Below are 26473 nucleotides of genomic sequence, written 5' to 3'. Positions count from 1 at the left end.
CTGGAGCTTCGACAGGAAGAACTGAGCCGTTGGAAACAAGTCGTGAGGCAGGGCCGCTCGTCGGGGTCGTACGCGAGACGAACGCAGGGGAGCGGCGAGTCGCACTGGTCCCCAAGGTCGTCGCGTCGCTCGTCGGCAAGGGCGTTCGGGTGGTCGTCGAATCCGGCGCCGGACTCGGTGCGCTGATCCCGGACCAGTTGTACGTCGACGCGGGCGCCACGGTGGGCGATCCGTACTCGGCGGACGTCGTGGTGAAGGTCGCGCCGCCGTCCGAGGCGGAGGTGAGCAAGCTGAAGAGCGGTTCGACGCTCGTCGGGTTCCTCGCCCCGCGCAACGCGGACACCATCATCCCCACGCTCGCCGCCGCCGGCGTGCAGGCGTTCGCGGTCGAGGCCATCCCCCGCATCTCGCGCGCCCAGGTGATGGACGCGCTGTCGTCGCAGGCCAACGTGGCCGGGTACAAGTCCGTGCTGCTGGCCGCCTCGGAGTCGACTCGGTTCTTCCCGATGCTGACCACCGCGGCGGGCACGGTGAAGCCGGCGTCCGTCCTGGTTCTGGGCGTCGGGGTCGCCGGGCTGCAGGCACTCGCCACGGCGAAGCGACTCGGTGGCCGCGCCACCGGGTACGACGTGCGGCCCGAGGTCGCCGACCAGGTTCGCTCGGTGGGTGCGCAGTGGCTCGACCTCGGTATCGACGCGGCGGGCGAAGGTGGCTACGCGCGTGAACTGACGGACGACGAGCGAGCGCAGCAGCAGAAGGCTCTCGAGAACGCGATCACGGGCTTCGACGTCGTGATCACCACCGCGCTGGTGCCGGGTCGACCGGCGCCGCGGCTGGTGACGGCCGCCGCGGTGGAGGGCATGAAGCCGGGCAGCGTGGTGGTCGATCTCGCCGGTGAGACGGGCGGCAACTGCGAGCTCACCGAACCCGGCGAGACGGTGGTCAAGCACGACGTCACCATCTGCTCGCCGCTGAATCTGCCCGCGACGATGCCGGAACACGCATCCGAGCTGTACTCCAAGAACGTCTCGGCCCTGATCGAACTCATGCTGGACGACACCGGTGCGTTCGCTCCGGATTTCTCGGACGAGGTGCTCGCGCAGTCCTGCGTGACCCGTGACAAGGAAGACGCCTGATGGACTACACCGGCCTGCTGGCCAATATCGGCATCCTGGTGCTGTCGGGATTCGTCGGCTTCGCCGTCATCTCGAAGGTGCCCAACACTCTGCACACGCCCCTGATGTCCGGCACCAACGCCATTCACGGCATCGTGGTGCTCGGCGCGCTCGTGGTGCTCGGCAGCGTCGAGAACCCGTCGATCCTCATGCAGATCATCCTGTTCGTCGCCGTCGTGTTCGGAACCGTCAACGTGATCGGCGGCTTCGTCGTCACCGATCGCATGCTGGGGATGTTCAAGGGCAAGGCGCCGGAGAAGGTCTCGGCCGATCCCACGAAGGGTGACGCGCAGTGAACAACCTCGTCGCGGTCCTCTACATCGTCTCGTTCTCCATGTTCATCTACGGTCTGATGGGTCTGACCGGGCCCAAGACGGCCGTGCGGGGCAACAAGATCGCCGCCGCCGGTATGGCCCTCGCGATCGTCGCCACGCTCATCTCCATCCGTGACACGGGGAACTGGCTCCTCATCGTCGCGGGGCTCGTGGTCGGTGTGATCCTCGGCGTTCCGCCGGCCCGCCGCGTCAAGATGACGGCCATGCCGCAGCTCGTGGCGCTGTTCAACGGTGTCGGCGGCGGCACGGTCGCCCTCATCGCCTGGTCGGAGTTCCTGGACACCAGCGGCTTCTCCGACTTCCACGGTGACCGCGGCCCCACAGCTCCCGTCATCATCGGCTCGTTGTTCGCCGCGATCATCGGTTCCATCTCGTTCTGGGGCTCCTCGATCGCGTTCCTCAAGCTTCAGGAGACGCTTCCGGGTCGGCCGATCACCGTCGGCCGACTGCAGCAACCGCTCAACGCGCTGCTGCTGATCGCCGCGGTCGCCGCCGCGGTGGTGATCGGCCTCGGAGCGTCGAGCGGTGGGGTGTCCCAGTGGTGGATCATCCTGGTGCTCGTCGCCGCGGGCATCCTCGGTCTCACCGTCGTGCTTCCCATCGGTGGCGCCGACATGCCCGTCGTGATCTCGCTGCTCAACGCCCTGACCGGATTGTCGGCCGCCGCCGCGGGTCTCGCTCTGGACAACACCGCGATGATCGTCGCCGGCATGATCGTCGGCGCGTCGGGCACCATCCTGACGAACCTCATGGCCAAGGCGATGAACCGGTCCATTCCGGCGATCGTCGCGGGTGGATTCGGTGGCGGTGCGGTCGCTGCGGCCGCGGGGGGCGCCGAGGAACGCACGGTCACCTCCACCTCGGCCGCCGACGCCGCGATCCAGATGGCCTACGCCAACCAGGTCATCGTCGTACCCGGCTACGGGCTCGCCGTGGCCCAGGCCCAGCACGCGGTCAAGGACATGGCCAAACTGCTCGAGGCCAAGGGCGTCGAGGTCAAGTACGCGATTCACCCCGTCGCGGGTCGGATGCCCGGGCACATGAACGTGCTCCTCGCCGAGGCCGATGTCGACTACGACGCGATGAAGGAGATGGACGACATCAACGACGAGTTCGGCCGCACCGACGTGACGTTGGTGATCGGCGCGAACGACGTCACCAACCCGTCGGCCCGCAACGATCCGTCGTCCCCCATCCACGGCATGCCGATTCTCAACGTGGACCAGTCGAAGTCGGTCATCGTGCTCAAGCGGTCGATGAGCTCGGGCTTCGCGGGCATCGACAATCCGCTCTTCTTCGCGGCGGGAACGTCCATGCTCTTCGGCGACGCCAAGAAGTCCGTCGCGGAGGTCACCGAGGAGCTCAAGGCCCTGTAACTCGAGGCCCTGTCATCGAGGCCCAGTCATCGGGGTCCCTCGACCCGCTGCCCTGATGTCCCGTTCGCCTAGTCGCGGCGGAGCATCAGGGCAGCGGTGTTCATGGGGTTCTTCGCTTCGCGGGCGGCGGCGATGGGCGAGTGCGCCATGATGACCGCGGCCACCGACCACCAGAATCCGACGACCGCGAGCGACCCGACGACACCGACGATGCTCGCGGACGCCGTCACGAGCGCGGCCCCGGACACGGCCACGACGACCGCGGCGCCCAGACCCACGACCGCGGGAACGACGCGTGCGGGAAGGGTCAGCGACGCGGCGGCCACGATGGCGGTCACGGCGACCAACCGAGCATCGGGGAGAGCGGACGGCGTCACGTAGGTACCCACGAGGGAACGCCCGATGGCCGTGCCGATGGTGGCGCCCAGCGAGAGCAGCAGGACGGCTCCGATGCCGTAAGGAAGTCCGCGCACCACCGTGACGACGGCCAGAACCGCCACGATCACCAGGACCGAGGTGACGTCGACCGCGTTCAGCAGAGCGGCCGACGGCCGGTAGAGCACCTCGGCGACGTTCGACGCGGGGGAGAATGTGACGCCGAGCGCCGGAAGGGCGGCGTACAGGGCCAGGAGCAGGGCGGCGAACACCGCCGCGCTACCCCACAGTCGTGGCGTGGTGCGAGAAATCTTCAGGGCGATCTGCTGTGTGGTCGTGGGTGTCACGGGTCCCCATGATGGCGAAGGACTCTGGCAACAGTCTGTGATCGACGGTGTGTTCTTCCCCACTCCTGCCGCCGGTGCGGCCACCGCGGCTCAGGCGAGCACGCTGTCCACGGCGGCCAGGATCCGATCGACGTCGGGAAGGTGGTGCTTCTCGAGTCGGGCCGGCGGATACGGCGTGTGGAATCCGGTCACGCGTTCGACGGGTGCTTCGAGCGAGTAGAAGCACTCGCGGGAGACATGGGCGGCGACCTCGGCGGCGATCCCCAGGTAGCCGGTGTCCTCGTGCGCGACCACGAGTCGGCCGGTACGCCGCACCGACGCGCAGACGGTGTCGGTGTCGAGGGGGGACAGCGAGCGCAGGTCGATCACCTCGAAGCTGTGCCCCTCGTCGGCGGACACGGCCGCCGCCGCGAGGGCGGTCTTGACCGTCGACCCGTAGGCCACCACGGTGACGTCGGTGCCGGGACGGCAGACGCGAGCACTGTCCAGCGCGAGGTCCGGCGCGTCGGTGGTCCACTCGCCCTTGTCCCAGTAGCGGCGCTTGGGCTCGAAGAAGATCACCGGATCGTCCGAGGCGATGGCCTGCTGCAGCATCCAGTAGGCGTCGTGCGGGGTGCTCGGTGAGACGACCCGCAGGCCCGCGGTGTGGGCGAAGTAGGCCTCGGGAGACTCGGAATGGTGTTCGACGGCGCCGATACCACCGCCGTACGGGATGCGGATGGTGAGAGGCGCCCCGACCAGACCCTGCGTGCGGTACCGGATCTTGGCCACCTGGGACACGATCTGATCGAACGCGGGGTAGACGAAGCCGTCGAACTGGATCTCGACGACGGGCCGGTAACCACGCAGCGCCATTCCGAACGCGGTACCGACCATGCCGGACTCGGCCAGCGGCATGTCCATCACGCGGTTGTCGCCGAAGTCCTTCTGCAACGCGTCCGTGACGCGGAAGACGCCGCCGAGCTTGCCGATGTCGAGTCCCATGAGGACGACCTTCGGGTCGCGTTCGAGGGCGACGCGGAGGCCGGCGTTGAGGGCGCCGCCGAGCGTGCCCTTCTCCGTCGGTGCCGACGCGTCGGTGGTGTGCTCGAGGGTTCCGGTACTCACAGCAGGACCTCCTTCTGGGTGTCGACGAGACGGTGCGGCTCGGCGTACACGTGATCGAGCAGGGTCGACGGAAGGGGATCCTCGGCGTCGATGGTGGCAGCGCGCAGTCGGGCGGCGACGTCGTCGGCCGCGGCGGCGATTTCGGCGTCGACGGCCGCGGTGAGAATGCCTTCCCGACGCAGAAGTCGGTCGAGTCGATCGAGGGGGTCACGCGCGGCCCAGACGTCGCGCTCGGCGTCCGCGCGGTATTTCGAGGGATCGTCCGACGTGGTGTGCGGACCCATGCGGTAGGTCATGGCCTCGATGAACGTGGGGCCACCGCCGGTGCGGGCGCGGTGCGTGGCCTCGCGCGTCACGGCCAGGACCGCGAGCACGTCGTTTCCGTCGACGCGTACGGCGGGCATGCCGAAGCCGGCCGCTCGGGCCGCCAACGGCAGCGGACTCTGCAGGGCGACCGGTTCGCTGATGGCCCAGTGATTGTTCTGGCAGAAGAAGACGACGCCCGCGCCGAAGGAGACGGAGAACGACAGGGCTTCGGAGATGTCGCCCTCGCTGGTGGCTCCGTCACCGAAGTAGGCGACGGTGGCGATCTCGGCGCCGTCGAGCCGGGCGCCCATCGCGTAGCCGGTGGCGTGCAGTCCCTGCGCACCGACGATGATCGCCGGGTTGGAGATGTTGAACTCGTCGGGGTCCCAGCCGAAGTGTGCGGTTCCGCGCCACAGCGCGGTCAACTTCTCGGGCGGGACGCCTCGGCAGAACGCGACGGCGTGCTCGCGGTAGCTGGTGAAGACGTAGTCCTCGGCGGCGAGGGCGTGCGCGGAGCCGACCTGCGCGGCCTCCTGCCCCAGCAGCGGGGCCCACAGGCCGAGTTCGCCCTGCCGTTGCAGGGCGGTGGCCTCGGTGTCGATGCGGCGCGCGATCGTCATGTCGCGGACGAGGCCGATCATCTGTTCCGGGCCGATGTCGGAGAGCAACGACCAGTGCTCGCGGTCGTGCACTCGTAATCCGTCGGGTTGGACCAATTGGACCGGATGCGCGATGTGGTCCACGGGGGGTCGCACCGAGCGGGGAGGTGCGAGCGGTCGGGGATCGGGATCGGGAATCATCACGTCTACCTCCGGTCCGACGCCCGTGTTCCTCGTGGGAATCGTGGACGTCGTCAGCGATCGAACGCGTTCGGGCGAACGGTGCGACGAACCGTGTGTGGTTCACCTCACAGCATGCCCCGTGGGGCGAAATGCGCAAGTGTCGACTTTCGGATTGCGCATCTCGCCCGACGGAACTCCTCGCCGGGTGCCTCGATCGATCACCGTGCCCAATGCCGCGGGCACCGGGCCGTCGGGTGGGGGTCAGTCCTTCTCGAGCTCGCTGTCCAGTTTGAGCAGCTGCGTGCCGTCCTCCTGTTCGAGAAGGTAGGCGGGGTTGTCGTCCGTCCCGTTACGCGTGATCTCCGAGCCCTTGATGGTCTTGGAGATCTTCTCCTTGTGGACCTCGACGACCTTTCCCTCGGCCGTTCCCTGGCCCCAATTCCAACTGACCTTCGTACCTTTGCTGTATGCCATGAACGAGTATTCGAACCTGTCCGCCGCTCGGGATTCGGAGGTTCGATTCACGCGGTCCGGGGCATTCGGCTCCCATGTCTGGATCTTCCGCACTCGCGCCGCTCTGGGTCTTCGCCGATCAACTGGGCTCGCACGTGCACTCGACCGACGCCCACGCCGAGCGCGACGTGGTGATCATCGAGTCCGCCCGCGCACTGGGGCGCCGACGAGGGCATCGGCAGAAGGCTCACCTGATCCTGTCGGGGATGCGGCATCTCGCGGAGGAGTTGGGAGACCGCGCGACCTACATCCGGGCAGACACGTACCGGGACGGGCTCGTGGAGTTCGGTCGACCGGTGGTGGTGCACGAGCCGACCTCTCGCTCGGCCGAGGCGTTCGTCGCGCGGCTGCAGGACGAGGGGTTGGTCGAGGAGGTGCTCCCGACGCCGACCTTCGCTCTCTCGCGGGCGGAGTTCGCCGAGTGGGCGTCCGACAAGAACAAGTTCCTGATGGAGAACTTCTATCGCGACCAGCGTCGACGGTTCGACATCCTCATGGACGGCGAACTTCCCGCCGGTGGGTCGTGGAACTACGACGCGGACAATCGCGAGAAGCCGCCGGCCAAGCAGACCGATCTCGGTGTACCCGCTCCGTGGTGGCCCACCGAGGACGAGATCGACGAGGCGGTGCGAGCCGACCTCGACGCCATGGACGTCGACTGGTCCGGTGAAGACGGTCCGCGGCTGTTCGCGGTCACCGCCGACGAAGCGAAGGCGGCACTGCGCACGTTCGTCTCGACCCGGCTCGCGTCGTTCGGCCCCTACGAGGACGCGGTCATGGCGCAGGACTGGACCATGTCGCACTCGTTGCTCTCGGTCCCGTTCAATCTGGGCTTGCTCCACCCTCTCGACGCGGTGCGCGCGGCCGAGCAGGCCTACCTCGACGGGGACGCTCCGTTGTCGAGCGTCGAGGGATTCGTCCGGCAGATCATCGGGTGGCGGGAGTACGTCTGGCACCTCTACTGGCATCTGGGCGCGGAGTATCGGGACGGCAACGCCCTCGACGCGAAGACGCCCCTGCCCGAGTGGTTCGCCGAGCTCGACGCCGAGAAGGTGACCGCACGATGCCTGTCGGATTCGTTGGCCGGGGTGCACGACCGGGGATGGGTGCACCACATTCCGCGGCTGATGATCCTCGGCAACCATGCGTTGCAGCGGGGGTACGACCCCATCGCGCTGACCCGCTGGTTCACCGAGAACTTCGTGGACGGGTTCGAGTGGGTGATGCCGGTGAACGTCATCGGAATGAGCCAGCACGCGGACGGCGGTGTCATCGCCACCAAGCCGTACAGCTCCGGGGGCGCGTACATCAACAAGATGACCGACTACTGCAAGGGCTGCGCGTTCGACCCGAAGAAGCGACTCGGCGACGACGCCTGTCCGTTCACCGCCGGGTACTGGGCCTTCACGCACCGCCACCAGGATCGACTGAAGAAGAACGTGCGAACCTCGCGCGCCGTCGCGTCGATGAACAAGCTGGCCGATCTCGACGCGGTCCTCGAACAGGAGAAATTCCGCGAGTCCTGGTGACACCCCGGTGGCGGACACCGGGCTCGCAGGCTCGAACTCGAGTTCGGACTCGAGTTGGACCGCCCCGGCTGATCCGGCAGCGAGTGGACGACCTACCATCTGAGAGATGCAGGTCACAGACAAGGTAGCCATCGTCACGGGAGGCGGAGCCGGCATCGGTGCCGCCATCGCCACCGCCCTCGTCGACTCCGGAGCGTCGGTGCTGGTCGCCGACCTGAACGCCGACGCGGCGAGCGCCGTGGCCGCCCGACTCGGGGAACGGTGCATCGCCGCCGGCGGCGACGTGTCCGACCCCGCCGTCATCGATTCCCTGATCGCTGCCGCCGAGGCGACCTTCGGGCCCGTCGACATCTTCGTGGCGAACGCGGGCACGACGGCCGGGATGGGGCTCGACAGCTCCGACGAGTCGTGGGGCGTCGCTCTGGACGTCAACGTGCTCGCCCACGTCCGTGCGGCTCGCGCGCTGATGCCCGGGTGGCTCGAGCGCGGCAGTGGGTACTTCCTCTCCACCGCGTCCGCCGCCGGACTCCTCACCCAGATCGGATCGGCCACCTACTCGGTGTCCAAGCACGCCGCCGTCGGGTTCGCCGAATGGCTCGCCGTCACGTACGGCGATCGCGGCGTCGCGGTCAGCTGCCTCTGCCCGATGGGGGTGAACACCGCGTTGCTCAACTCCGGCTTCGACAGCGGCGCCGGCGCGGATGCCTCCGTCGCGGCCTCCGCCGTCACCGCCGCCGGAACCGTCCTCGAACCCGAGGACGTCGCGCGAGTGGTGCTCGAGGCGATGGCCGACGAGAGGTTCCTGATTCTCCCGCACCCCGAGGTGCTCACCATGTACTCCCACAAGAGCGCCGACTACGACCGGTGGATCGCCGGCATGCAGCGCTACCGCACCTCTCTGGAAGCCCGTGCCACCTCCGGTGGCCGGTAGACCTCGACCCGGACAAGGACCCATCATGGATTTCGCGTACACCGACCGTTGCAAGGACTACCAGAAGCGGCTCATCGCGTTCATGGACGAGCACGTCTACCCGGCGGAGGCCGTGTACGAGAAGCAGATTCGTGAATCGGGTGATCCGCACTTCCAGCCCCCGATCATCGAGGAGCTGAAGGCGGAGGCGAAGTCCCGCGGACTGTGGAACCTCTTCCACCCGGATCCCGCCTACGGTCCCGGTCTGACCAACGCGGAGTACGCACCGCTCGCCGAGATCATGGGCCGCAGCCCGTCGATCGCCCCCGAGGCCTGCAACTGCGCGGCACCCGATACCGGCAACATGGAGGTGTTCACCCGCTTCGGAAGCGACGAGCACAAGGAGAAGTGGCTGAAGCCGTTGCTGGAGGGCACGATTCGCTCTGCTTTCGCGATGACGGAGCCCGAGGTCGCCAGCTCCGACGCCACCAACATCGCCATGAGCATGAAGCAGGACGGTGAGGACTGGATCCTGAACGGGCGCAAGTGGTGGACCTCGAACGCGCTGCACAAGAACTGCAAGGTGCTCATCGTGATGGGCAAGACCGCACCCGACGCGGCGACGTACGAGCAGCAGTCGATGATGGTCGTCCCCATCGACGCTCCCGGCGTCACCATCCTGCGCGGACTCCCGGTGTTCGGCTACCAGGACCGGGAGGGCCACGCGGAGGTGCTCTTCGAGAACGTCCGCGTGCCCGGCAAGGACGTGTTGGCCGGTGTCGGTGCGGGATTCATGATCGGCCAGGCCCGCCTCGGCCCCGGACGCATCCACCACTGCATGCGCGCGATCGGCATGGCCGAGCGCGCCCTCGAGCTCATGTGCGACCGGGCGTCCTCGCGCGTGGCGTTCGGTAAGCCGATCGCGGCACAGGCGAACATCCAGGACTGGATCGCGGAGTCGCGCATCGACATCGAGATGGCTCGGCTGCTCACGCTCAAGACCGCCTGGATCATGGACGAGTACAGCAACAAGGAAGCGCGCGTGGAGATCGCGGCCATCAAGGTCGCCGCTCCGCAGATGGCGCTGCGCATCGTCGATCGCGCCATCCAGGTGCACGGCGGCGGCGGGGTGTCCGACGACTTCCCGCTGGCCAGCATGTACGCGCATCTGCGCACGCTGCGGCTCGCCGACGGTCCCGACGAGGTGCACAAGCGGACCATCGCCCGGACGGAGCTCGCGCCGTACCGAAAGACCACCACGTGAGCACCGCGGGACTCGACGACGGTGCGGTGACCACGTGGATCACCGGACTCGGCCTCGGTGCCGTCGCCCCGCTGACCTTCGAGCGCATCGGGAACGGGAAGTCGAACCTGACGTACCTCGTCCGAGACGCCGAGGGATCGCGGTGGGTACTGCGTCGCCCGCCGCTCGGCACCCTGCTCGCGTCGGCGCACGACGTGGCGCGTGAATATCGCATCCTGTCCGGGTTGCAGGACACCGCGGTTCCGGTCCCCGAGACCATCGCCCTGACCGACGATCCCGCCGTCACCGACGCACCGCTGGTGCTCATGAGTTACGTGGAGGGCCTCGTGGTGGACGATCTGTCCGTCGCCGAGGGGCTCGACGTCGATCGTCGCCGCACCATCGGGTTCGAGATGCCGGCGACGCTCGGGCGGATCCACGGAGTCGACCTCGAGCGAACCGGGTTGATCGACCTGGCCAGCCACAAGCCCTATGCCGCACGGCAACTCAAGCGGTGGTCCGCGCAGTGGGAGCAGTCCAAGACCCGAGAGGTCCCGGACATCGAACGGTTGGCGGCCGCGCTGTCGGCCTCGGCGCCGGAGCAGGCCGAGCTCTCGTTGGTCCACGGCGATTTCCATCTGAGCAACGTCATCACCTCGACGGACGACGGATCGATCGTCGCGGTCGTCGACTGGGAACTGTGCACGCTCGGTGATCCGCTCGCCGATGTCGGTGCGCTGCTGGCCTATTGGTCGGAGGCCGAGGACGACACGGCCGGGTTCTTCCTGTCCTCGACGCTGCCGGGATTCCCGAAGCGCGACGACCTCGTGGCGGCGTACGCCGAGTCCACCGGTCGCGACGTCGCCGCGGTGGGGTACTGGCACACGCTCGCGCTGTGGAAGTTGTCGATCATCGCCGAGGGCGTGCTGCGCCGGGCCATGAACGACGAGCGCAACCGGGCCCGCGACGGCGGCCCGGACACCGGGCTCATCGACGGCATCATCGGCCGCGCGATGTCCACCGCCGCCGACGCCGGGATTCTCTGACGCCCGCTCAGGTCGCTGCGGCCGCGGCCGCCCGGATCTCGGTCGGAATCTCGACCGGTGTCCGGGTGGTCGCGTCGACGTAGACGTGCACGAACCGCCCGGTCGCGGCGGGCTGGAGATCGGCCGCGTCGTCGGGGTTCTGCCGAAAGATGGCGAGCGAGTACACGATCGAGCGGGTGCCGAGGCGCTCGATCGAGATGCCGACCTGAACGGCATCCGGGAAGCTCAGCTCGCGCAGGAAGACACACGACGTCTCCGCCACGATGCCGATCGCCGGCAGTGCACGGATGTCGACCCCCGACGCGTCCATCAGCCAGGCGTTGACCGCGGTGTCGAAGAAGGCGTAGTAGGCGACGTTGTTGACGTGGCCGTAGTGGTCGTTGTCCGCCCAGCGTGTGGGCACGGGCCACAGCACCGGATAGTCGGCTGCCGCAACGGTCTTCTTCTCGCTCTCGCCAGTGCTCACGCCCTCGACAGTAACGCGGCGCGCACCGCCAACCCGACGACGAGGGCCCAGAACGCCGAGCCGACTCCGCCGATGGTCACTCCGGATGCGGCGATGACGAAGGTGATCACGGCGGCCTCCCGTCCGCGTTCCTCGCTCAGGCACGCGGCGAGCGAGGACGCGAGAACACCGAGAAGTGCGAGCCCGGCGACGGTTTCGATGATGCCGTCCGGCGCGGCGGCGACGAGCGTCACCAGGGCCGCCGATCCCAGCCCGAGGACGAGGTAGGTCACCCCGGCCGAGAACGCCGCCGTCCACCGTCGCTCGGGATCGGGGTGCGCGTCGGGTGAGGCCGCGAGCGCGGCGCTGATGGCGGCGAGGTTGACCGCGTGCACGCCCGCGGGTGCGTTCAGCGCCGTCCCCACCCCCGTCACGGCCATCGCCGGCCGCCAGGGCACGGCGTAGCCGTACGACGCCATCACCGCGCTGCCCGGAATGTTCTGCGAGGCCATGGTGACGACGTAGAGCGGAAGGGCGATACCGATCATGGCCTGCCACGTCCAGGTGGGCGCGGTGAGATCCACGAGCGGGACGAGGGTCGCGGTGTCCAGCGTCGCGGAGCCCGCGACCACCTCGACGGCGATCACCACGGCCGCGGCGGCGAAGGCGGCCGGGACCGCCCACCGCGGAGCGAACCGCACGAGGACCAGCCACACCACCACGACCGGGGCCACCGCCGCCGGGTTCGCGGCGAAGGCGCTCACCGGCGCCAGGCACAGGGGGAGGATCACCCCGGCCAGCATCGCCTGCGCCAGCGATACCGGGATCGACGCGATCAGTGCCCCCACGCGTCGGGACAGGCCCGTGACGACGATCGCGAGTCCGGTCACCACGAAGGCCCCCACCGCCGCGGGCCAGCCACCGACCACGACACCCGTGCCCGCGAGCAGGGCCGCCCCCGGCGTGGACCACGCCAACGTGATCGGTATGCGATACCGCCACGCCAGGAACATGATTCCGAACGCCATCACCAGCGACATCGCGAACAATCCCGACGCCGCCTGCGCGGTGTCGGCGCCGACCGCCCGGAGCCCCGCGAGGACCACCGCGAACGAACTGGTGAAACCGACCAGGGCGGTGACGATCCCGGCGCCGACGGGTTGCGAGAGCGGCGTGGGCGGGGTCGTCGGGGTCTCCGGCGACGGGGGTGGGTCCGGCGGCATGCAGACAACCTAGTGCGGCCGCGGCCGCCGGTTAGGCTGGCGACACGCACCACCCGACCACGACGCAGATCGGAAGGTACCCGACGTGCCCAGCTCGAGTTCCGGATCCACCCCGAGTTCGCTCACCGGCCGCACCGTCGTGGTGACGGGAGCCAGCGACGGCATCGGAAAGATCGCCGCACAGACCCTCGCCCGTCGCGGCGCCGACGTGCTGGTGGTCGGTCGGTCGGCGGAGAAGACTCGGGACGCCGCTCGGTCGATCGGCGGGCGCGCGTTCGTCGCCGACTTCGCGTCGTTCGACGATGTCCGCCGAGTCGCGGGCGAGATCTCGGAGTCCGTCGAGCACATCGACGTACTGCTCAACAACGCCGGCGGAACGTTCGATCCGAAGAAGCGCACGGCGGAGGGGCACGAGCCGAACGTTCAGATCAATCACCTCTCGCCGTTCCTGCTGACGCACCTGTTGCTCGCCCGCCTCGGCGGTGAGCGGGGGAGCCGCATCGTCAACACGTCGTCGGTGGGAAATCTGGGCGGCAGGATCGACCTCGACGATCTGGCGTACGACCGGTCGAAGCCGGCGGAGTTTCGCGCCTACTGCACGAGCAAGCTGATGAACATCGGCTTCACCTACGGCGCGACGGCGCGGTGGTCCGACAAAGGCATCACGTCCGTGGCCGTGCATCCGGGCCCGGTGCGCAGCAACTTCGGGCACGACAACCCGCTGTTCACCGTGATCTACCGGACGCCGCTCAAGTACCTGGTGTCCATCGACGCCGAGTCCGGCGCCGCGCCGCTCGTCTCACTCGCGGCGGACAAGTCCGACGCCGAGATCGCCGGGAAGTACTACAGCCGGCACAAGGCCGACGGGCGAACCAACAAGCAGGTCGAGGACCGGGCCGTGGTCGACGGTCTGTGGACCGGGTCGCAGAAGTTGGTGGGGCTGACCTGACGGGCGGGCCGACCGAGACGCGGCGCGGTGCCTCGCCGCCACGACGCGTCGGAAAACCGTCCGCGGACGGTCGCGTCGGCCGTATCCTGTGTTGGACCGGACCAGTCCGTACCGCTCGCGTCCGTACCGCCCGAAAGGTCGCAGAACCGTGGTGATGCCCGTCCATCTCCGTGACACCGCCGTTCCCAAGCACGAGCAGCTGCGCGCCATCCTGCTGCACCAGTGCACCAAGGAGTTGCAGCCCGGTGATCTGATGCCGAGCGAGCGAAAGCTGATGGAGGACTACGGCGTCAGCCGCATCACCGTCCGCGAGGCCATCGGTCAGCTGGTGAACGAGGGCCACGTGGTGCGGGTGCGCGGCAAGGGCACGTTCGTGGCGAGTCGACCGGTGCAGTCGCGACTGCACCTGGCGTCGTTCACGGAGGAGATGCGCGCCCAGGGGCTCGAGGCGACGACGGTCGTGCTGTTCGCTCGGCTCGAGGATCCGTCGGCGGCGACCGTGCGGGCGCTCCGAATCCTGGACGGCGCCAAGGCCTATCACATCAAGCGGTTGCGGCTGGCCGACGGCGAGCCCGTGAGCGTGGACGACGGGTGGTTCGACCCGACGGTCCTTCCGGGCCTGATCGACCACGATCTCGCGTCGTCCATCTACGACGCGGTGTTCACCCACTACGGACTGACCATCGATCGCGCGGAACAGACGGTCAGCGCCACCGCCGCGGACAACGACACCGCGACGCTCCTCGGCACCAAACGTGGTGCCCCCGTGCTGTATTTCGACCGCGTCTCCTTCAGCGCCGATCGCCCCATCGAACACACCGAGAGCTGGTACCGATGCGATCGGTACCAGCTCTCGATGGAGGTGCAGGGCCAGCGGCGGACGATGAGCCGCGACTGACGCAGCGCGCGAGGCTCAGACCGAGAAGAGTGCCTCGCCGACGGCGACGCCGCGACCGACGGACGGCGTGGCGAGAGAGTCCGCCGCGGTGTCCATCACCACCACCGGGCACACGTCGCTGTAGCCGGCCGCGGCGACGGCGCGGGGGTCGTAGCGCACCACGACCTGGCCGGCCTCGACCGAGTCCTTCTCGGCCGCGACGAGCTCGAAGCCGGATCCGGCCATCTTCACGGTGTCGATGCCGACGTGCACCAGGACGCCCTGCTTCGCCTCGGTCATCACGACGAAGGCGTGGGGATGCAACTTGAGGATCCGGCCGGCGACGGGGGAGTGCACGTCGACCATGCCGTCCGCCTCGTCGGGGACCACGGCCACGCCGGCGCCCACCATCTGGGACGAGAAGACCGGGTCCGGAACGCCGGCCAGTGCGACGACGCGGCCGCCGAGCGGGCTGAGGACGTCGGTCACAGAATGTCCTCGATGTCCTCGGCGAGAGTGTCGGCCTCGGGTCCGACGATGACCTGGACGGCGGTGCCCTTGTGGAAGACCCCGTGAGCGCCGGCCGCCTTCAGCGCGCTCTCGTCGACCAGGGATCCGTTCTTGACCTCGGTGCGCAACCGCGTGATGCACGCTTCGATCTCGACGATGTTGTCGGCTCCGCCGAGACCGGCCACGATCGCGTCTGCTTTGGACATCTTTCGAACTCCCATTCGTCGGGCGATGCGCACACATCGCGTGTAGCAGCGGTCACAACCCGAGGTTGACATCACGTCGCTACCTGGTCAAACTACAACTGGTTATGACCGGACAGTACCCCTTGGGTCCCCGGTCCACAACAGTCACCGAGAAGAGGGTCTCCCATGGCAGCGGACAGAACCGACACGACGAAGGCCGACGGCGCGGCATCGCCGTCCGAACCCGTCAAGGAATCGAAGAGCCTCGCCGGTCTGCAGCGCTTCGGACGCTCGCTCATGCTGCCCATCGCGGTGCTGCCGGCGGCGGGCATCCTCCTGCGCATCGGCCAACCGGACCTCCTCGGTCGCTTCACCCCGCTCGAGACCACCGCATCGATCATCTCCTCCGCGGGCCAATCCGTCTTCACGTGGCTCCCGCTGATCTTCGCGGTGGGCATCGCCATCGGGTGGGCTCGCAAGGCCGACGGTTCCACCGCTCTCGCCGCCGTGGTCGGCTACATGGTGGTCGACGGTGTCTTCGCCGCGATGTCCCCGGTGGTGCTCGCCGACGAGGTCGACGCGAACGGTGATCCGGCCATGATCGACTACGGCGTGCTCGCGGGCATCGTGATCGGACTGCTGTCGGCGATCCTGTGGCAGCGCTTCTATCGGACGAAGCTTCCCGATTACCTCGGCTTCTTCAGCGGTCGCCGACTCGTCCCGATTCTCACCGCGATCACCGGACTCGTCGTGGGCGTCCTGATGTCTCTGGTCTACCCCCTCTTCTACCGTGCCCTGAGCTGGGTCGGTACCACGGTCGCGGACAACGCCGTGGTCGGCGGCGGCATCTACGGCTTCGCGAACCGCATGCTGATCCCCACCGGTCTGCACCACATCCTCAACTCCGTGGTGTGGTTCCTCGTCGGTGACTACACCGACGCGAGCGGTCAGATCGTGCGCGGTGACCTCAACCGGTTCTTCGCCGGCGATCCCACGGCCGGCGTCTTCATGACGGGCTTCTTCCCGATCATGATGTTCGCCCTTCCCGCCGCCGCGTTCGCGATCTACCGGAACGCGAAGCCCTCGCAGAAGAAACTGGTCGGCGGCATCATGCTCTCCACCGGCCTCACGGCCTTCGTCACCGGCATCACCGAACCCCTCGAGTACTCGTTCATGTTCGTCGCGTGGCCGCTCTACATCGTGCACGCGGTGCTCACGGGAACCTCGATGGCGTTGGTGAACGCCCTCGGCATCCAGGACGGCTTCTTCTTCTCCGCCGGTGCCATCGACTACGTGCTCAACTTCGGTATCGCCACCAACGCCTGGATGCTGATTCCCATCGGCCTCGGCTATGCGGTGGTCTACTACTTCCTCTTCAGCTTCGTGATCAAGAAGTGGAATCTGCGCACGCCCGGCCGTGAGGACGACGCGGTGCTCGACGGGGCCGACAGCACGACGAAGGCGTGACCTCGATCCATCGCGGCACCGTGGTGACCCGCGACGCCGTCCTGTCCGACGGCGTCGTGGTGATCGACGGCGACCGCATCGAGTGGGTCGGGCCCGCGGCGGATCTCCCGAACTGCCCGGCCCCGCAGTCGGATCGAACGATCCTGCCCGGAATGATCGACGTCCACTGTCACGGGGGAGGTGGCTTCGGCTTCCCCGAGGCCGACGCGGACGGTGCCCGCGCGGCGGTGGACTTCCACCGCCGCGGCGGCACCACCACCATGCTGGCCTCGCTGGTGTCCGCTCCGCCCGCCGTGCTGATGCGCCAGGCCGCCGTCCTCGCCGAACTGCGGGACTCCGGCGACATCGACGGTGTGCATCTGGAAGGTCCGTTTCTGGCCCGATCACGCTGCGGGGCACAGGATCCACGTTCGATCCTCGCGGGCGACCCCGCGCTGTTCGAGGACATCGTCGCGGCCGCTCGCGGCGCGGTCCGGTCCATGACGCTCGCGCCCGAGACGTCGAACGCATCGGCTCTGGCGGCCGCCATGGCCGCTCGCGGTGTCCTCCCCAGCTTCGGTCACACCGACGCCGACGCGGCGCTCGTCACCGCGTCGTTGCCGCTGTTCGGTCCCCGGGTCAGCGCGACGCATCTGTTCAACGGGATGCCGCCGATGCATCACCGGGCGCCGGGACCGGCCGCCGCGTGTCTGGCCGCCGCGGCGCGAGGTGAGATGGTGCTCGAATTGATCGGCGACGGCGTGCATCTCGCTCCCGAGACCGTGTCCATGGTCGTCGACCTCGTGGGCCCCGAACAGGTGACCTTCGTGTCCGACGCGATGGCGGCCGCCGGGATGTCGGACGGCGCGTACCGGCTCGGCGCTCTCGACGTCACGGTCGAGGGCGGGGTCGCTCGCCTCGCGGGCGAGTCGGGGGCGATCGCGGGTGGTACCGCGACGGTGCTCGACATCGTGCGACGTGCGGTCACCGAGTCCGGCATCGACCTCGTGGCGGCGGTCCGCATGGGGTCGGACACCCCGGCGCGGTTGTTGGGGCGCGAGGACGTCGGACGGCTCGAGCGGGGGCTGATCGCCGATCTGGTGATCACCGACGCAGATCTGAACGTACACAATGTGATTCGACGAGGACAGGTGCTCTGACATGGAAATCGTGATCCGGCCCGACGCGGCCGCCGTGCACGCGACGGCGGCCGACGTCATCGACCGGAGGGTGCGAGCGGGCGCAGCGGTCGTGGGCCTGGCGACCGGATCGACGCCGCTCGGGACGTACCGCGAACTCGGTCGGCGGTGCCGTGAGGAGGGACTGTCCTTCGCCGACGTACGCGCGTTCCTCCTCGACGAGTACGTCGGTCTTTCGCGCGACCACGAGCAGTCCTACCGTTCGGTGATCAGGAACGAGTTCGCCGCGCTCGTGGACATCGATGTGGACGCGATCCAGGGTCCGGACGGGGAGACCGCGGACGTGGCGGCCGAATCCGGACGGTACGACGCGGCGATCGCGAACGCCGGGGGAATCGACGTGCAGCTGTTGGGAATCGGCACCGACGGGCACATCGGATTCAACGAACCGGGCTCGTCGCTGGCGTCGCGCACCCGGGTGAAGACGCTCACCGAGCAGACCCGCGAGGACAACGCCCGCTTCTTCGACTCCGTGGACGACGTTCCGCACCACGTCATGACGCAGGGCCTCGGCACGATCCTCGAAGCGAAGCACCTGGTGCTGTTGGCGCTGGGCGAGGGAAAAGCGGAGGCGTTGGCTGCGGCCGTCGAGGGGCCGCTGTCCGCCTTCTGTCCCGCGTCGGTGATCCAGTTGCACCCGCACGTGAGCGTCGTCGTCGACGAGGGAGCGGCCTCGGCGTTGCGGTTGGCCGACTACTACCGGTACGCCTACGCGCAGAAGCCGGACTGGCAGAGTTTGTGAGATCCCGGTAGTCGCCCGTCCATGATCGACGCGGCTCGGCGTGGGCGTCTACATTGGCGGCCATGACGACGCGAACCCTTGCCCAACGACTGCGCGGCGGAACGACTCTGGTGACCGGCGCCAGTTCCGGCCTGGGGGTGGAGTTCGCGGAGCGCTTCGCGCGCTACGGCAGCGACCTCGTCCTGGTCGCGCGCCGGTTGGACCGGCTCGAGGCCCTGGCCGCGAGGCTGCAGGTGGAGTACGGCATCTCGGCCACCGCGGTGGAAGCCGACCTCTCGGTACCGGGCGCGTCCGCGACGCTGAAGTCCGAGCTCGACGCGGCCGGGATCACCGTCACGTCGCTGGTCAACAACGCCGGCTTCGGGACGTACCAGCCGTTCCTCGACGAGGATCCGGACCGCATCACGGCGGAGGTCGCGCTCAACGTCGGCGCCGTCGTGGATCTGTCGCGGGCGTTTCTCCCCGGCATGGTGCGCGCCGGAGGCGGCGTTCTGCTGAACGTCGCGAGCACCGCGGCCTACCAACCGCTTCCGGGCATGGCGGTCTACGCGGCGACCAAGGCATTCGTCCTGAACTTCACGGAGGCGCTCGCCGTGGAGACGAAGGGAACCTCGGTCACGGTGCTCGTGGTGTCACCCGGTCCCACCGAGACGGAGTTCTTCGACGTGCTCGGTAACTCGGAGGCGGCGTTCGGGGCGATGCAGATTCCGGCTCAGGTCATGGACACCACGTTCGGCGCGTTGGAGAAGTCGCGACCGCCCGCGTCGGTGGTGTCGGGCCTCGCGAACACCCTGCAGTCGTTCGGCGTGGGGCTGCTGCCGCGACCGGTGGTTCTCGCGGTGACCGGACGGATGTTCGCGCGAAACCGCACCAGCCGACCGTGACGACGACCGGTCAGCGCCGGGAGAACTCGGACGCCCGCTGAATCTGCTCCGCCCGCAGCGTCACCCCGGTGTAGAGGGTGAACTGCTCGGCGGCCTGCAGGGCGATGACCTCGGCGCCGGTGATCACGGGGACTCCGGACCGGCGCGCCGCAGTGATCAGCGGGGTCTCCGCGGGTGCGGCGACCACGTCGACGACACCGCGAGCCGAGGCGATCTGCTGCTCGGTGAACGGTGAGGCGTCGCTGTCCGGCCCGCCCGCCATCCCGACCGGGGTCACGTTGACCAGAAGGTCGGCGTCGACGTCGTCGGCCGACGCCTGCCAGCGGTATCCGTAGCGCTCCGCGAGCGCGGGGCCGGTGGACGGATTGCGGGCGATCACGGTGCCGTCGGTGAAGCCGCAGCCGGTCAGTGCCGCCACCACCGCCTTGGCCATCCCGCCGCTCCCGGTGACCGCGACCGTCCACGACGATTCGAACGCCGAGCGCGTCACCAGATCGGCCACGGCCTGATAGTCCGTGTTGTACGCGTGGAGCACGCCGTCCTCGTTGAGGATCGTGTTCACCGAATCGATCGCCGCCGCCGATTCGTGCATCACGTCCACGTGCTCGATGCACGCTTCCTTGAACGGCATCGAGACACCGCACCCGCGGATTCCGAGGGCGCGGATGCCCGCGACGGCGGCGGGGAGATCGGTGGTGGTGAACGCCTTGTAGACGAAGTTCAGATCCAGTTCGTCGTACAGATAGTTGTGGAAGCGAGTGCCGATGTTGCTCGGCCGTCCGGACAGCGACATGCAGAGCTGGGTGTCTTTGGTGAACACGCGAGACATTCGCCGCATGGTAGTCGCCGAATCGGATTCGTCCATCGGCTATCCACAGGTCTCGGCGACATCGGTGAGCGTGTCGTGATCCGCCGCGGTGACGGGGAGTGCGTACTTCACGGCAACGCTCAGGTACCGCCCCGCGTAATAGCAGTGGTACGCCGCGTTCGGCGGCATCCACTCCGACGGGGACATGTCGCTCTTCGACTGGTTCTCCTCGCCCGAGACGGCCAACAGGTTGTAGGTGATGTCGTTGGCGAAGCGAATGCGCTCGTCGAGGTCCCACGCCCACGCGCCCATGTCCCACGCCGCGGCCAGCGGGTAGAGGTGGTCGATCTGCACATCGCTCGCGGACTGCTTCGCGAACGGCATCGAGGTACCGGTGTAGGGATCCGCCAACGTGCCCGCGACGACCACACAGTCGTTGGTCCCGGGCCGGTACTGCACGTCGGTGAGGGCGAGCGCGAGCACGTTGTCCCTGGTCCCGCAGCCGTCGCGGCCGCCGGGGCCCTCGTAGTCGTCCGTCCACGCCGGGCCGAACACGCATCCGTCCCCGGGGCTGCAGCTGCGCTCGTACCCGTCGACGTCCGGCCGCTCCGGCACCACGGACACCTGCGCGAGCAACTGCTCGAGCTGGGTCGTCGGCGGCGAACCCGGCGCGGGCGTCGTGTCCTCGAAGAACAGCCCGCACCCGGCGGTGAGCGCCGACAGCAGGACCACCGACACCCACAGACGCAGCGCTGCGAACGGTGCCGGGGAGACGCGCCGAACGCGGGAAGGACTCACGAAACCGAGTATGCCGCCTCCCTCCGACACTCCACCCCACCCGTCGACCCCCTGTGCACGGATGGTCACTCCGCAGGCTCCGCTCCTGTGCACGGACGGTCCACACCTGTCGGCCCCCGGTGATTGGATGGACCGATGCTGCACGGTCTCTGGTCCCCGGGCTCCGGCCTCATGCTGTGGGACGACGAGATCGACGACGGCGCGGACGCTCCGGAGTTGCCGCCGCTCGTGGTGAAGACGCTCGCGCGCCGCATGCGCCACCGGCCCCGGATCACCCTGCCCACGCCCGGCGGAAGCGTCGCCGTCGCGATGCCCGCCGTGGGACTCGCGCCCGCCGATGCCGTCGAGGTCCTCCTACGCATTCCCTCGGGGCACTCGGCGGTCTCCGGCGATCTCCACTACCTCGCACTGGTCGCGGGCGGCATCGACCGGTGGGTGCGAGCCGGTCGCGTGGTGCCCGCGCAGACCAGGGCGGACAACCGCTGGTGGACCCGCTGGCGCCTGGTGGGCGGCGAACCGCAGCGAGCGTGGCGCACGGAGTTGCTCGAGGCGATGCCGCCGGTGCAGGTGGCGGAGGGCGATCCCGGTGCCGTTCTCGACGACATGATCGTCGAGCTGACCGATCCCGCGGTCCGACGCGTCCTCGGTCGGCCGGACGTGGCGCACCCGCTGCTGGTCTCGTTGATCGAGGACGAACCGTACGAGGAGGGATCGGCGCGCTCGGAGGCGGCGCTGGCCGATTGGCGAGCCAGCCTGCGCACCGACGAACCCGATCTGGTCCTGCGCCTGAGCGAACCGGACGAGGACGACGACGCGCTCCCGGGGGACGACTCGGATCCGGTGGTGTGGCGGCTCGAGGTGATGTTGCGACCGGAGGGCGACGCGCCTCGGCCCGTCGGGACCCTGCGGCCGGGCGGCGAGGGCGGTGTCGACGCGGCGATGGCGCGCGTCGCCGTGACCAAACTCGGCGAGGCGGTCGCCGCGTACCCGCCGCTGCGGTCGGTGCCCACGGACGTCGGCTCGCTGGACCTGCTTCTTCCCACCGACGCCGTCGTGGATTTCGTCGTGCGCGGGGTCGAGGCCCTGCGCGAGGTGGGTGTGAGCGTGCTCCTGCCGCGCGCGTGGAGCCGCGTCGACGCGTCGTTACGGCTCGCGGTCGACTCTCCGCCCTCGCCGACGGCCGAGAACCGGGCCGTGGGGATGGACGAGATCGTGGGGTACGACTGGCAGCTGGCCCTCGGTGACGTCCTCCTGACCGACGAGGAGATGACTCGCCTCGCGCGCTCCAAGAGCGACCTGGTTCGGTTGCGCGGCAACTGGGTCCAGGCCGACGGGTCCGCCCTCGCCCGGGCGGCGGAGTACGTGCAGGAGCAGGCGCGAGGTCGCTCGGCCCCGCTCTCGGAGGTCCTGGGCGCACTGTCGTCCGACCGGCCACCACCGCTGCCCGTCGAGGAGATCGTGGCCACGGGGTGGGCGCAGAAGCTGCTCGACCCGGATCGGCGACCCGAGCCCGTCGAGATCCCCGACGGTGTGCACGCCGTCCTGCGTCCGTACCAACAGCGCGGTGTGGAGTGGCTGGCGTTCATGAGCTCGGTCGGACTGGGCGCGGTGCTGGCGGACGACATGGGACTCGGCAAGACCCTGCAGCTGCTGGTGCTGCTCGCGCACGAGCGCAGCGCGACGCCGACGCTGCTGATCTCACCGATGTCGGTGGTCGGCAACTGGCAACGCGAGGCGCAGAAGTTCGTCCCCGACCTCACCGTGTACGTGCACCACGGCCCGGACCGGCTCGCGGGCGACGAGTTGCGGTCCGCGATCGAGGCGAGCGATCTCGTCGTCACCACCTACGCGCTGCTCGCCCGCGATGTCGCCGAGTTGGCGGCGCAGACCTGGCGGCGGGTGGTGCTCGACGAAGCGCAGCACATCAAGAACAGCCGCACGGCGCAGTCCAAGGCGGCTCGGGCGATCCCCGCGGCGCACCGCATCGCGCTCACCGGAACACCGGTGGAGAACCGGCTCGACGAACTGCGATCGATCTTCGACTTCTGCAACCCCGGAATCCTGGGCACGCCCACCACCTTTCGGGCGCGCTTCGCGACGCCGATCGAGCGGGAGAAGGACGAGGTCGCCGTCCAGCGACTGCGGTCGATCACCTCGCCCTTCGTTCTGCGTCGCCTCAAGACCGACAAGACCGTCATCGCCGACCTGCCGGACAAGTTCGAGATGACGGTGCGCAGCAACCTCACCTCGGAGCAGGCCGCGCTGTACCAGGCGGTGGTGGACGAGATGATGCGCACCATCGAGGAGAGCGAGGGCATGGCGCGCAAGGGTGCGGTCCTCGGCGCCCTCACCCGGCTCAAACAGGTGTGCAATCACCCGGCGCACTTCCTGGACGACGGTTCGTCGATCCTGCGCCGCGGTCAGCATCGCTCGGGGAAGTTGGCGTTGGTCGACGACATCCTCGAATCGGTTCTGGGCGACGGGGAGAAGGCGCTGCTGTTCACCCAGTTCACCGCGTTCGGGTCCATGGTCGCGCCCTATCTCGCCGAGCGCTTCGGGGTCGAGGTTCCGTTCCTGCACGGCGGTGTCGCCAAGAAGCGTCGGGACGAGATGGTGCAGAGCTTCCAGAGCGGCGACGGACCGCCGATCATGCTGCTCTCGCTCAAGGCCGGTGGCACCGGACTGAACCTCACCGCGGCCAACCACGTCGTGCACCTCGACCGGTGGTGGAACCCGGCGGTCGAGAACCAGGCGACGGACCGGGCGTTTCGCATCGGGCAGCATCGGGACGTCCAGGTCCGAAAATTGCTGTGCATCGGCACGGTGGAGGAACGCATCGACGCGATGCTGACGACCAAGAAGGATCTCGCCGATCTCGCGGTCGGTGCGGGGGAGAGCTGGATCACCGAGCTGTCGTCCGGACAGTTGCGGGAGCTGTTGACGTTGTCGTCGGATGCGGTGGGGGACTGATGACGGAAGACATCGAGCGATGAGCACGGATTTCGGGGGATACGGCCCGCGGCGTCGGATCAAGGACGGCATCGAAGCCCGCACCACGCGCGGCGCGTTCGGAAAGACCTGGTGGGGAAAGCAGTTCGTGACCACCGTCGAGGGATTGGCGGACGCCGGACGGTTGTCGCGCGGGCGGACCTACGCGCGCGGCGGACAGGTGATCTCGATGGAGATGCGGCACGGGCTGATCGAGGGCGACATCCAGGGCAGTCAGGTCGAACCGTTCTCGGCCACCGTCAGCGTCGCCACCCTCGACGCGTTCGACGTCGATGCGCTGATGGACCAGGTGCGCAGCACGCCCGGCATGCTGACCGAACTGGCGTCGGGATCGGTGCCGCGGGCCCTGGGTCCCCGGTTGTTGCCGTCGAGCGCGTCGGATCTGGATTTCGACTGCACCTGCCCGGACAGTGGGTGGCCGTGCAAGCACGCGGCCGCGCTCACCTACCTTGCGGCGGAACGCATCGACGAGGACCCGACGCGGTTGCTGCGGTTGCGTGGGGTCGATCTGGACCAGCTCATGGGTGACCCCGGCGAGGCTCGGTCGCGAGTGGATCCGGACGATCATTTCGGCGACCGCACCGAGCTCCCGGCGCTTCCCGACCCGGAGTTCGCTCCGGCCCCGATCGATCTCGAGGCGTCGTTGCTGCGCATCGCGTTGCGCACGGCGGACGTCGACGAGATCGAGGTGCGGCACGCCATGAACCAGTTGACCGGGTTGTACCGACGCCTGGGCAGCTGACGCCCATGGGGAAACTGCCTGTTCCTGGACATGCATGGACGTCCGACTATAGGATCCCCGTATTCAATCGAGGTCGAACTACGAGCAGGGTGGACCGATGACACGAGAACTGACGCACTTCGTCGGCGGCAAGCACATCTCCGGAACGTCGGGCGCCTTCGCCGACGTCTTCGATCCGAACACCGGGGCGGTGCAGGCTCGTGTTCCGTTGGCGAACAAGGCCGACACCGAGGCCGCGATCGCCGACGCCGAGGCGGCGCAGCGGGAATGGGCGCTGCAGAACCCGCAGAAGCGGGCTCGCATCATGATGAGGTTCCTGCAGCTGGTGCAGCGGGACATGGACTCGCTCGCGCAGCTGCTCTCCTCCGAGCACGGCAAGACCGTCGCCGACGCGCGCGGTGACATCCAGCGCGGCGTCGAGGTCGTCGAGTTCGCCGTCGGCATCCCGCACCTTCTCAAGGGCGAGTTCACCGAGAGCGCCGGCACCGGGATCGACGTCTACTCCATGCGGCAGCCCCTCGGCGTCGTCGCCGGCATCACGCCGTTCAACTTCCCCGCCATGATCCCGCTGTGGAAGGCCGCTCCGGCGATCGCTTGCGGCAACGCATTCGTCCTCAAGCCGTCCGAGCGGGACCCGTCGGTTCCGCTCCGGCTCGCTGAGCTGTTCCTCGAAGCGGGGCTCCCGCCGGGCGTCTTCAACGTGGTGAACGGCGGCAAGGAATCCGTCGACACCCTGCTCACCGACGAGCGGGTCAAGGCGATCGGATTCGTCGGCTCGACCCCCATCGCCCAGTACATCTACGAGACCGCGGCCGCGCACGGCAAACGCGCTCAGTGCTTCGGCGGAGCCAAGAACCACGCGATCGTGATGCCGGACGCGGACCTCGACGAGGTGGCCGACGCGCTGATCGGCGCCGGCTACGGCAGTGCGGGCGAGCGATGCATGGCGATCTCCGTGGCGGTGCCGGTGGGCGAGGAGACCGCGGAGGCGTTGCGCGCCAAGCTCGTCGATCGCGTGGAGAAGCTGACCGTCGGCACCAGCGACGACCCCGCGTCCGACTTCGGTCCGCTGATCACCGCCGACGCCGTGCAGCGGGTCACGGACTACGTGCAGATCGGGGTCGACGAGGGCGCCGATCTGGTGATCGACGGGCGTGGGTTCTCGCTCGCCGGACACGAGGACGGCTTCTTCACGGGCGCGTCGCTCTTCGACCGGGTCACTCCGGAGATGCGTATCTACAAGGAAGAGATCTTCGGGCCCGTCCTGCAGATCGTCCGGGCCGCCGATTACGAGGAGGCACTTCGCCTTCCGTCCGCTCACGAGTACGGCAACGGCGTGGCGATCTTCACCCGCGACGGTGACACCGCCCGCGACTTCACCTCGCGGGTGAACGTCGGCATGGTGGGCGTGAACGTCCCCATCCCGGTTCCCATCGCGTACCACACGTTCGGTGGCTGGAAGCGCTCCGGATTCGGCGACCTGAATCAGCACGGCCCCGATTCCGTGCGGTTCTACACCAAGACGAAGACGGTCACGCAGCGGTGGCCGTCGGGCGCGAAGGAAGCGGTTGCCACCAACCACTTCGTGATCCCGACGATGGACTGATCGGCC

At 68.6% G+C, this 26473-nt stretch carries 26 protein-coding genes; 16 read left to right on the top strand and 10 right to left on the bottom strand.

What is annotated here, in order from left to right:
• Positions 1-29: 29 nt before the first annotated feature.
• The 3 genes from ACY466_RS15610 to ACY466_RS15600 are packed head-to-tail and all read left to right on the top strand — an operon-like array spanning position 30 to position 2886.
• The gene (locus tag ACY466_RS15610) at positions 30-1136 is read left to right on the top strand and encodes an NAD(P) transhydrogenase subunit alpha (protein WP_463246392.1); all 1107 of its coding nucleotides are present in this window, start codon (positions 30-32) and stop codon (positions 1134-1136) included.
• A complete protein-coding gene (locus tag ACY466_RS15605; protein ID WP_463246390.1) occupies positions 1136-1471 on the top strand; it encodes an NAD(P) transhydrogenase subunit alpha part 2 in 336 nt (111 codons plus the stop codon). Before ACY466_RS15610 ends, ACY466_RS15605 begins: the two co-directional genes overlap by 1 nt.
• The gene (locus ACY466_RS15600; protein ID WP_463246388.1) at positions 1468-2886 is read left to right on the top strand and encodes an NAD(P)(+) transhydrogenase (Re/Si-specific) subunit beta; all 1419 of its coding nucleotides are present in this window, start codon (positions 1468-1470) and stop codon (positions 2884-2886) included. Before ACY466_RS15605 ends, ACY466_RS15600 begins: the two co-directional genes overlap by 4 nt.
• Before the next feature lie 68 nt (positions 2887-2954).
• Here ACY466_RS15600 and ACY466_RS15595 read toward each other — a convergent pair whose 3' ends face one another.
• The 4 genes from ACY466_RS15595 to ACY466_RS15580 all read right to left on the bottom strand — a co-directional run bounded on the left by ACY466_RS15595 (position 2955) and on the right by ACY466_RS15580 (position 6277).
• Positions 2955-3608 (bottom strand): hypothetical protein, encoded by a 654-nt coding sequence (locus ACY466_RS15595; protein ID WP_463246387.1) that lies wholly within the window; start codon positions 3606-3608, stop codon positions 2955-2957.
• Positions 3609-3698: 90 nt separating this feature from the next.
• The gene (locus ACY466_RS15590) at positions 3699-4715 is read right to left on the bottom strand and encodes an alpha-ketoacid dehydrogenase subunit beta (protein WP_463246385.1); all 1017 of its coding nucleotides are present in this window, start codon (positions 4713-4715) and stop codon (positions 3699-3701) included.
• A complete protein-coding gene (locus tag ACY466_RS15585) occupies positions 4712-5821 on the bottom strand; it encodes a thiamine pyrophosphate-dependent enzyme (protein WP_463246383.1) in 1110 nt (369 codons plus the stop codon). The genes ACY466_RS15590 and ACY466_RS15585 overlap by 4 nt, the downstream gene beginning before the upstream one ends.
• Before the next feature lie 243 nt (positions 5822-6064).
• The gene (locus ACY466_RS15580) at positions 6065-6277 is read right to left on the bottom strand and encodes a hypervirulence associated TUDOR domain-containing protein (RefSeq protein ID WP_463246381.1); all 213 of its coding nucleotides are present in this window, start codon (positions 6275-6277) and stop codon (positions 6065-6067) included.
• 74 nt (positions 6278-6351) lie between these two features.
• On the opposite strand from ACY466_RS15580, the gene ACY466_RS15575 reads away from it, so the two are divergent.
• The 4 genes from ACY466_RS15575 (at position 6352) to ACY466_RS15560 (ending at position 11044) form a co-directional block, all read left to right on the top strand.
• Positions 6352-7845: a cryptochrome/photolyase family protein gene (locus ACY466_RS15575; RefSeq protein WP_463246379.1), complete on the top strand. Its 1494-nt coding sequence runs from the start codon at positions 6352-6354 to the stop codon at positions 7843-7845.
• A 106-nt stretch (positions 7846-7951) separates the two neighbouring features.
• Entirely contained in the window at positions 7952-8776 is an 825-nt protein-coding gene (locus ACY466_RS15570; protein WP_463246377.1) for an SDR family oxidoreductase, read from the top strand.
• 25 nt (positions 8777-8801) lie between these two features.
• Complete coding sequence (locus ACY466_RS15565; protein WP_463246375.1) at positions 8802-10019, top strand: acyl-CoA dehydrogenase family protein; 1218 nt, start codon at positions 8802-8804, stop codon at positions 10017-10019.
• Entirely contained in the window at positions 10016-11044 is a 1029-nt protein-coding gene (locus tag ACY466_RS15560; RefSeq protein ID WP_463246373.1) for a phosphotransferase family protein, read from the top strand. Before ACY466_RS15565 ends, ACY466_RS15560 begins: the two co-directional genes overlap by 4 nt.
• Before the next feature lie 7 nt (positions 11045-11051).
• Here the strand turns inward: ACY466_RS15560 and ACY466_RS15555 are convergent, their stop codons facing one another.
• Together ACY466_RS15555 and ACY466_RS15550 are read right to left on the bottom strand one after the other, a co-directional pair.
• Positions 11052-11510, bottom strand: a complete 459-nt coding sequence (locus ACY466_RS15555) for an acyl-CoA thioesterase (RefSeq protein WP_463246372.1) — start codon at positions 11508-11510, stop codon at positions 11052-11054.
• Complete coding sequence (locus tag ACY466_RS15550) at positions 11507-12712, bottom strand: benzoate/H(+) symporter BenE family transporter (RefSeq protein WP_463246370.1); 1206 nt, start codon at positions 12710-12712, stop codon at positions 11507-11509. Before ACY466_RS15550 ends, ACY466_RS15555 begins: the two co-directional genes overlap by 4 nt.
• An 85-nt stretch (positions 12713-12797) precedes the next feature.
• Between ACY466_RS15550 and ACY466_RS15545 the strand changes: the two genes are divergently transcribed.
• On the top strand, positions 12798-13661 hold the full coding sequence (locus ACY466_RS15545) for an SDR family NAD(P)-dependent oxidoreductase (RefSeq protein ID WP_463246368.1): 864 nt from the start codon (positions 12798-12800) through the stop codon (positions 13659-13661).
• A 151-nt stretch (positions 13662-13812) separates the two neighbouring features.
• Entirely contained in the window at positions 13813-14559 is a 747-nt protein-coding gene (locus tag ACY466_RS15540; protein WP_463252323.1) for a GntR family transcriptional regulator, read from the top strand.
• 15 nt (positions 14560-14574) lie between these two features.
• Here the strand turns inward: ACY466_RS15540 and ACY466_RS15535 are convergent, their stop codons facing one another.
• The gene (locus ACY466_RS15535) at positions 14575-15027 is read right to left on the bottom strand and encodes a PTS sugar transporter subunit IIA (protein WP_463246366.1); all 453 of its coding nucleotides are present in this window, start codon (positions 15025-15027) and stop codon (positions 14575-14577) included.
• A complete protein-coding gene (locus ACY466_RS15530; RefSeq protein ID WP_463246365.1) occupies positions 15024-15254 on the bottom strand; it encodes a glucose PTS transporter subunit EIIB in 231 nt (76 codons plus the stop codon). The genes ACY466_RS15535 and ACY466_RS15530 overlap by 4 nt, the downstream gene beginning before the upstream one ends.
• Positions 15255-15530: 276 nt before the next feature.
• Between ACY466_RS15530 and ACY466_RS15525 the strand changes: the two genes are divergently transcribed.
• The 4 genes from ACY466_RS15525 to ACY466_RS15510 all read left to right on the top strand — a co-directional run bounded on the left by ACY466_RS15525 (position 15531) and on the right by ACY466_RS15510 (position 19504).
• Positions 15531-16700: a PTS transporter subunit EIIC gene (locus ACY466_RS15525; protein ID WP_463252322.1), complete on the top strand. Its 1170-nt coding sequence runs from the start codon at positions 15531-15533 to the stop codon at positions 16698-16700.
• Positions 16697-17839 carry an N-acetylglucosamine-6-phosphate deacetylase gene (locus ACY466_RS15520; RefSeq protein ID WP_463246363.1) on the top strand — a complete coding sequence of 381 codons (1143 nt, stop codon included), beginning with the start codon at positions 16697-16699 and terminating at the stop codon, positions 17837-17839. Before ACY466_RS15525 ends, ACY466_RS15520 begins: the two co-directional genes overlap by 4 nt.
• Position 17840: 1 nt before the next feature.
• A complete protein-coding gene (gene nagB, locus ACY466_RS15515; RefSeq protein ID WP_463246361.1) occupies positions 17841-18620 on the top strand; it encodes a glucosamine-6-phosphate deaminase in 780 nt (259 codons plus the stop codon).
• Positions 18621-18682: 62 nt separating this feature from the next.
• Positions 18683-19504 (top strand): SDR family NAD(P)-dependent oxidoreductase, encoded by an 822-nt coding sequence (locus tag ACY466_RS15510; protein ID WP_463246359.1) that lies wholly within the window; start codon positions 18683-18685, stop codon positions 19502-19504.
• 10 nt (positions 19505-19514) lie between these two features.
• On the opposite strand, the gene ACY466_RS15505 is transcribed toward ACY466_RS15510, so the two are convergent.
• Together ACY466_RS15505 and ACY466_RS15500 are read right to left on the bottom strand one after the other, a co-directional pair.
• Positions 19515-20333 (bottom strand): shikimate 5-dehydrogenase, encoded by an 819-nt coding sequence (locus ACY466_RS15505; protein WP_463246358.1) that lies wholly within the window; start codon positions 20331-20333, stop codon positions 19515-19517.
• A gap of 39 nt (positions 20334-20372) precedes the next feature.
• Complete coding sequence (locus ACY466_RS15500) at positions 20373-21110, bottom strand: HNH endonuclease family protein (protein ID WP_463246356.1); 738 nt, start codon at positions 21108-21110, stop codon at positions 20373-20375.
• Between the two features lie 135 nt (positions 21111-21245).
• Between ACY466_RS15500 and ACY466_RS15495 the strand changes: the two genes are divergently transcribed.
• The 3 genes from ACY466_RS15495 to ACY466_RS15485 all read left to right on the top strand — a co-directional run bounded on the left by ACY466_RS15495 (position 21246) and on the right by ACY466_RS15485 (position 26467).
• Complete coding sequence (locus ACY466_RS15495; RefSeq protein ID WP_463246355.1) at positions 21246-24080, top strand: DEAD/DEAH box helicase; 2835 nt, start codon at positions 21246-21248, stop codon at positions 24078-24080.
• 19 nt (positions 24081-24099) lie between these two features.
• Positions 24100-24861: an SWIM zinc finger family protein gene (locus tag ACY466_RS15490; protein ID WP_463246353.1), complete on the top strand. Its 762-nt coding sequence runs from the start codon at positions 24100-24102 to the stop codon at positions 24859-24861.
• Between the two features lie 97 nt (positions 24862-24958).
• The gene (locus ACY466_RS15485; RefSeq protein WP_463246352.1) at positions 24959-26467 is read left to right on the top strand and encodes a CoA-acylating methylmalonate-semialdehyde dehydrogenase; all 1509 of its coding nucleotides are present in this window, start codon (positions 24959-24961) and stop codon (positions 26465-26467) included.
• Positions 26468-26473 lie beyond the last annotated feature (6 nt).

It is taken from the genome of Rhodococcus sp. K11/5 (assembly GCF_055193735.1).
The sequence above is the reverse complement of the archived record's forward strand: the minus strand, read 5'-3'. Positions and strand labels throughout refer to the sequence as shown.

Coding starts and splice junctions, on each gene's coding strand:
- ACY466_RS15605 (WP_463246390.1), top strand. CDS start 1,136: ATGGACTACACCGGCCTGCTGGCCAATATCGGCATCCTGGTGCTGTCG.
- ACY466_RS15585 (WP_463246383.1), bottom strand. CDS start 5,821: ATGATTCCCGATCCCGATCCCCGACCGCTCGCACCTCCCCGCTCGGTG.
- ACY466_RS15580 (WP_463246381.1), bottom strand. CDS start 6,277: ATGGCATACAGCAAAGGTACGAAGGTCAGTTGGAATTGGGGCCAGGGA.
- ACY466_RS15575 (WP_463246379.1), top strand. CDS start 6,352: ATGTCTGGATCTTCCGCACTCGCGCCGCTCTGGGTCTTCGCCGATCAA.
- ACY466_RS15570 (WP_463246377.1), top strand. CDS start 7,952: ATGCAGGTCACAGACAAGGTAGCCATCGTCACGGGAGGCGGAGCCGGC.
- ACY466_RS15565 (WP_463246375.1), top strand. CDS start 8,802: ATGGATTTCGCGTACACCGACCGTTGCAAGGACTACCAGAAGCGGCTC.
- ACY466_RS15550 (WP_463246370.1), bottom strand. CDS start 12,712: ATGCCGCCGGACCCACCCCCGTCGCCGGAGACCCCGACGACCCCGCCC.
- ACY466_RS15530 (WP_463246365.1), bottom strand. CDS start 15,254: ATGTCCAAAGCAGACGCGATCGTGGCCGGTCTCGGCGGAGCCGACAAC.
- ACY466_RS15525 (WP_463252322.1), top strand. CDS start 15,531: ATGCTGCCCATCGCGGTGCTGCCGGCGGCGGGCATCCTCCTGCGCATC.
- nagB (WP_463246361.1), top strand. CDS start 17,841: ATGGAAATCGTGATCCGGCCCGACGCGGCCGCCGTGCACGCGACGGCG.
- ACY466_RS15510 (WP_463246359.1), top strand. CDS start 18,683: ATGACGACGCGAACCCTTGCCCAACGACTGCGCGGCGGAACGACTCTG.
- ACY466_RS15505 (WP_463246358.1), bottom strand. CDS start 20,333: ATGTCTCGCGTGTTCACCAAAGACACCCAGCTCTGCATGTCGCTGTCC.
- ACY466_RS15495 (WP_463246355.1), top strand. CDS start 21,246: ATGCTGCACGGTCTCTGGTCCCCGGGCTCCGGCCTCATGCTGTGGGAC.
- ACY466_RS15490 (WP_463246353.1), top strand. CDS start 24,100: ATGAGCACGGATTTCGGGGGATACGGCCCGCGGCGTCGGATCAAGGAC.
- ACY466_RS15485 (WP_463246352.1), top strand. CDS start 24,959: ATGACACGAGAACTGACGCACTTCGTCGGCGGCAAGCACATCTCCGGA.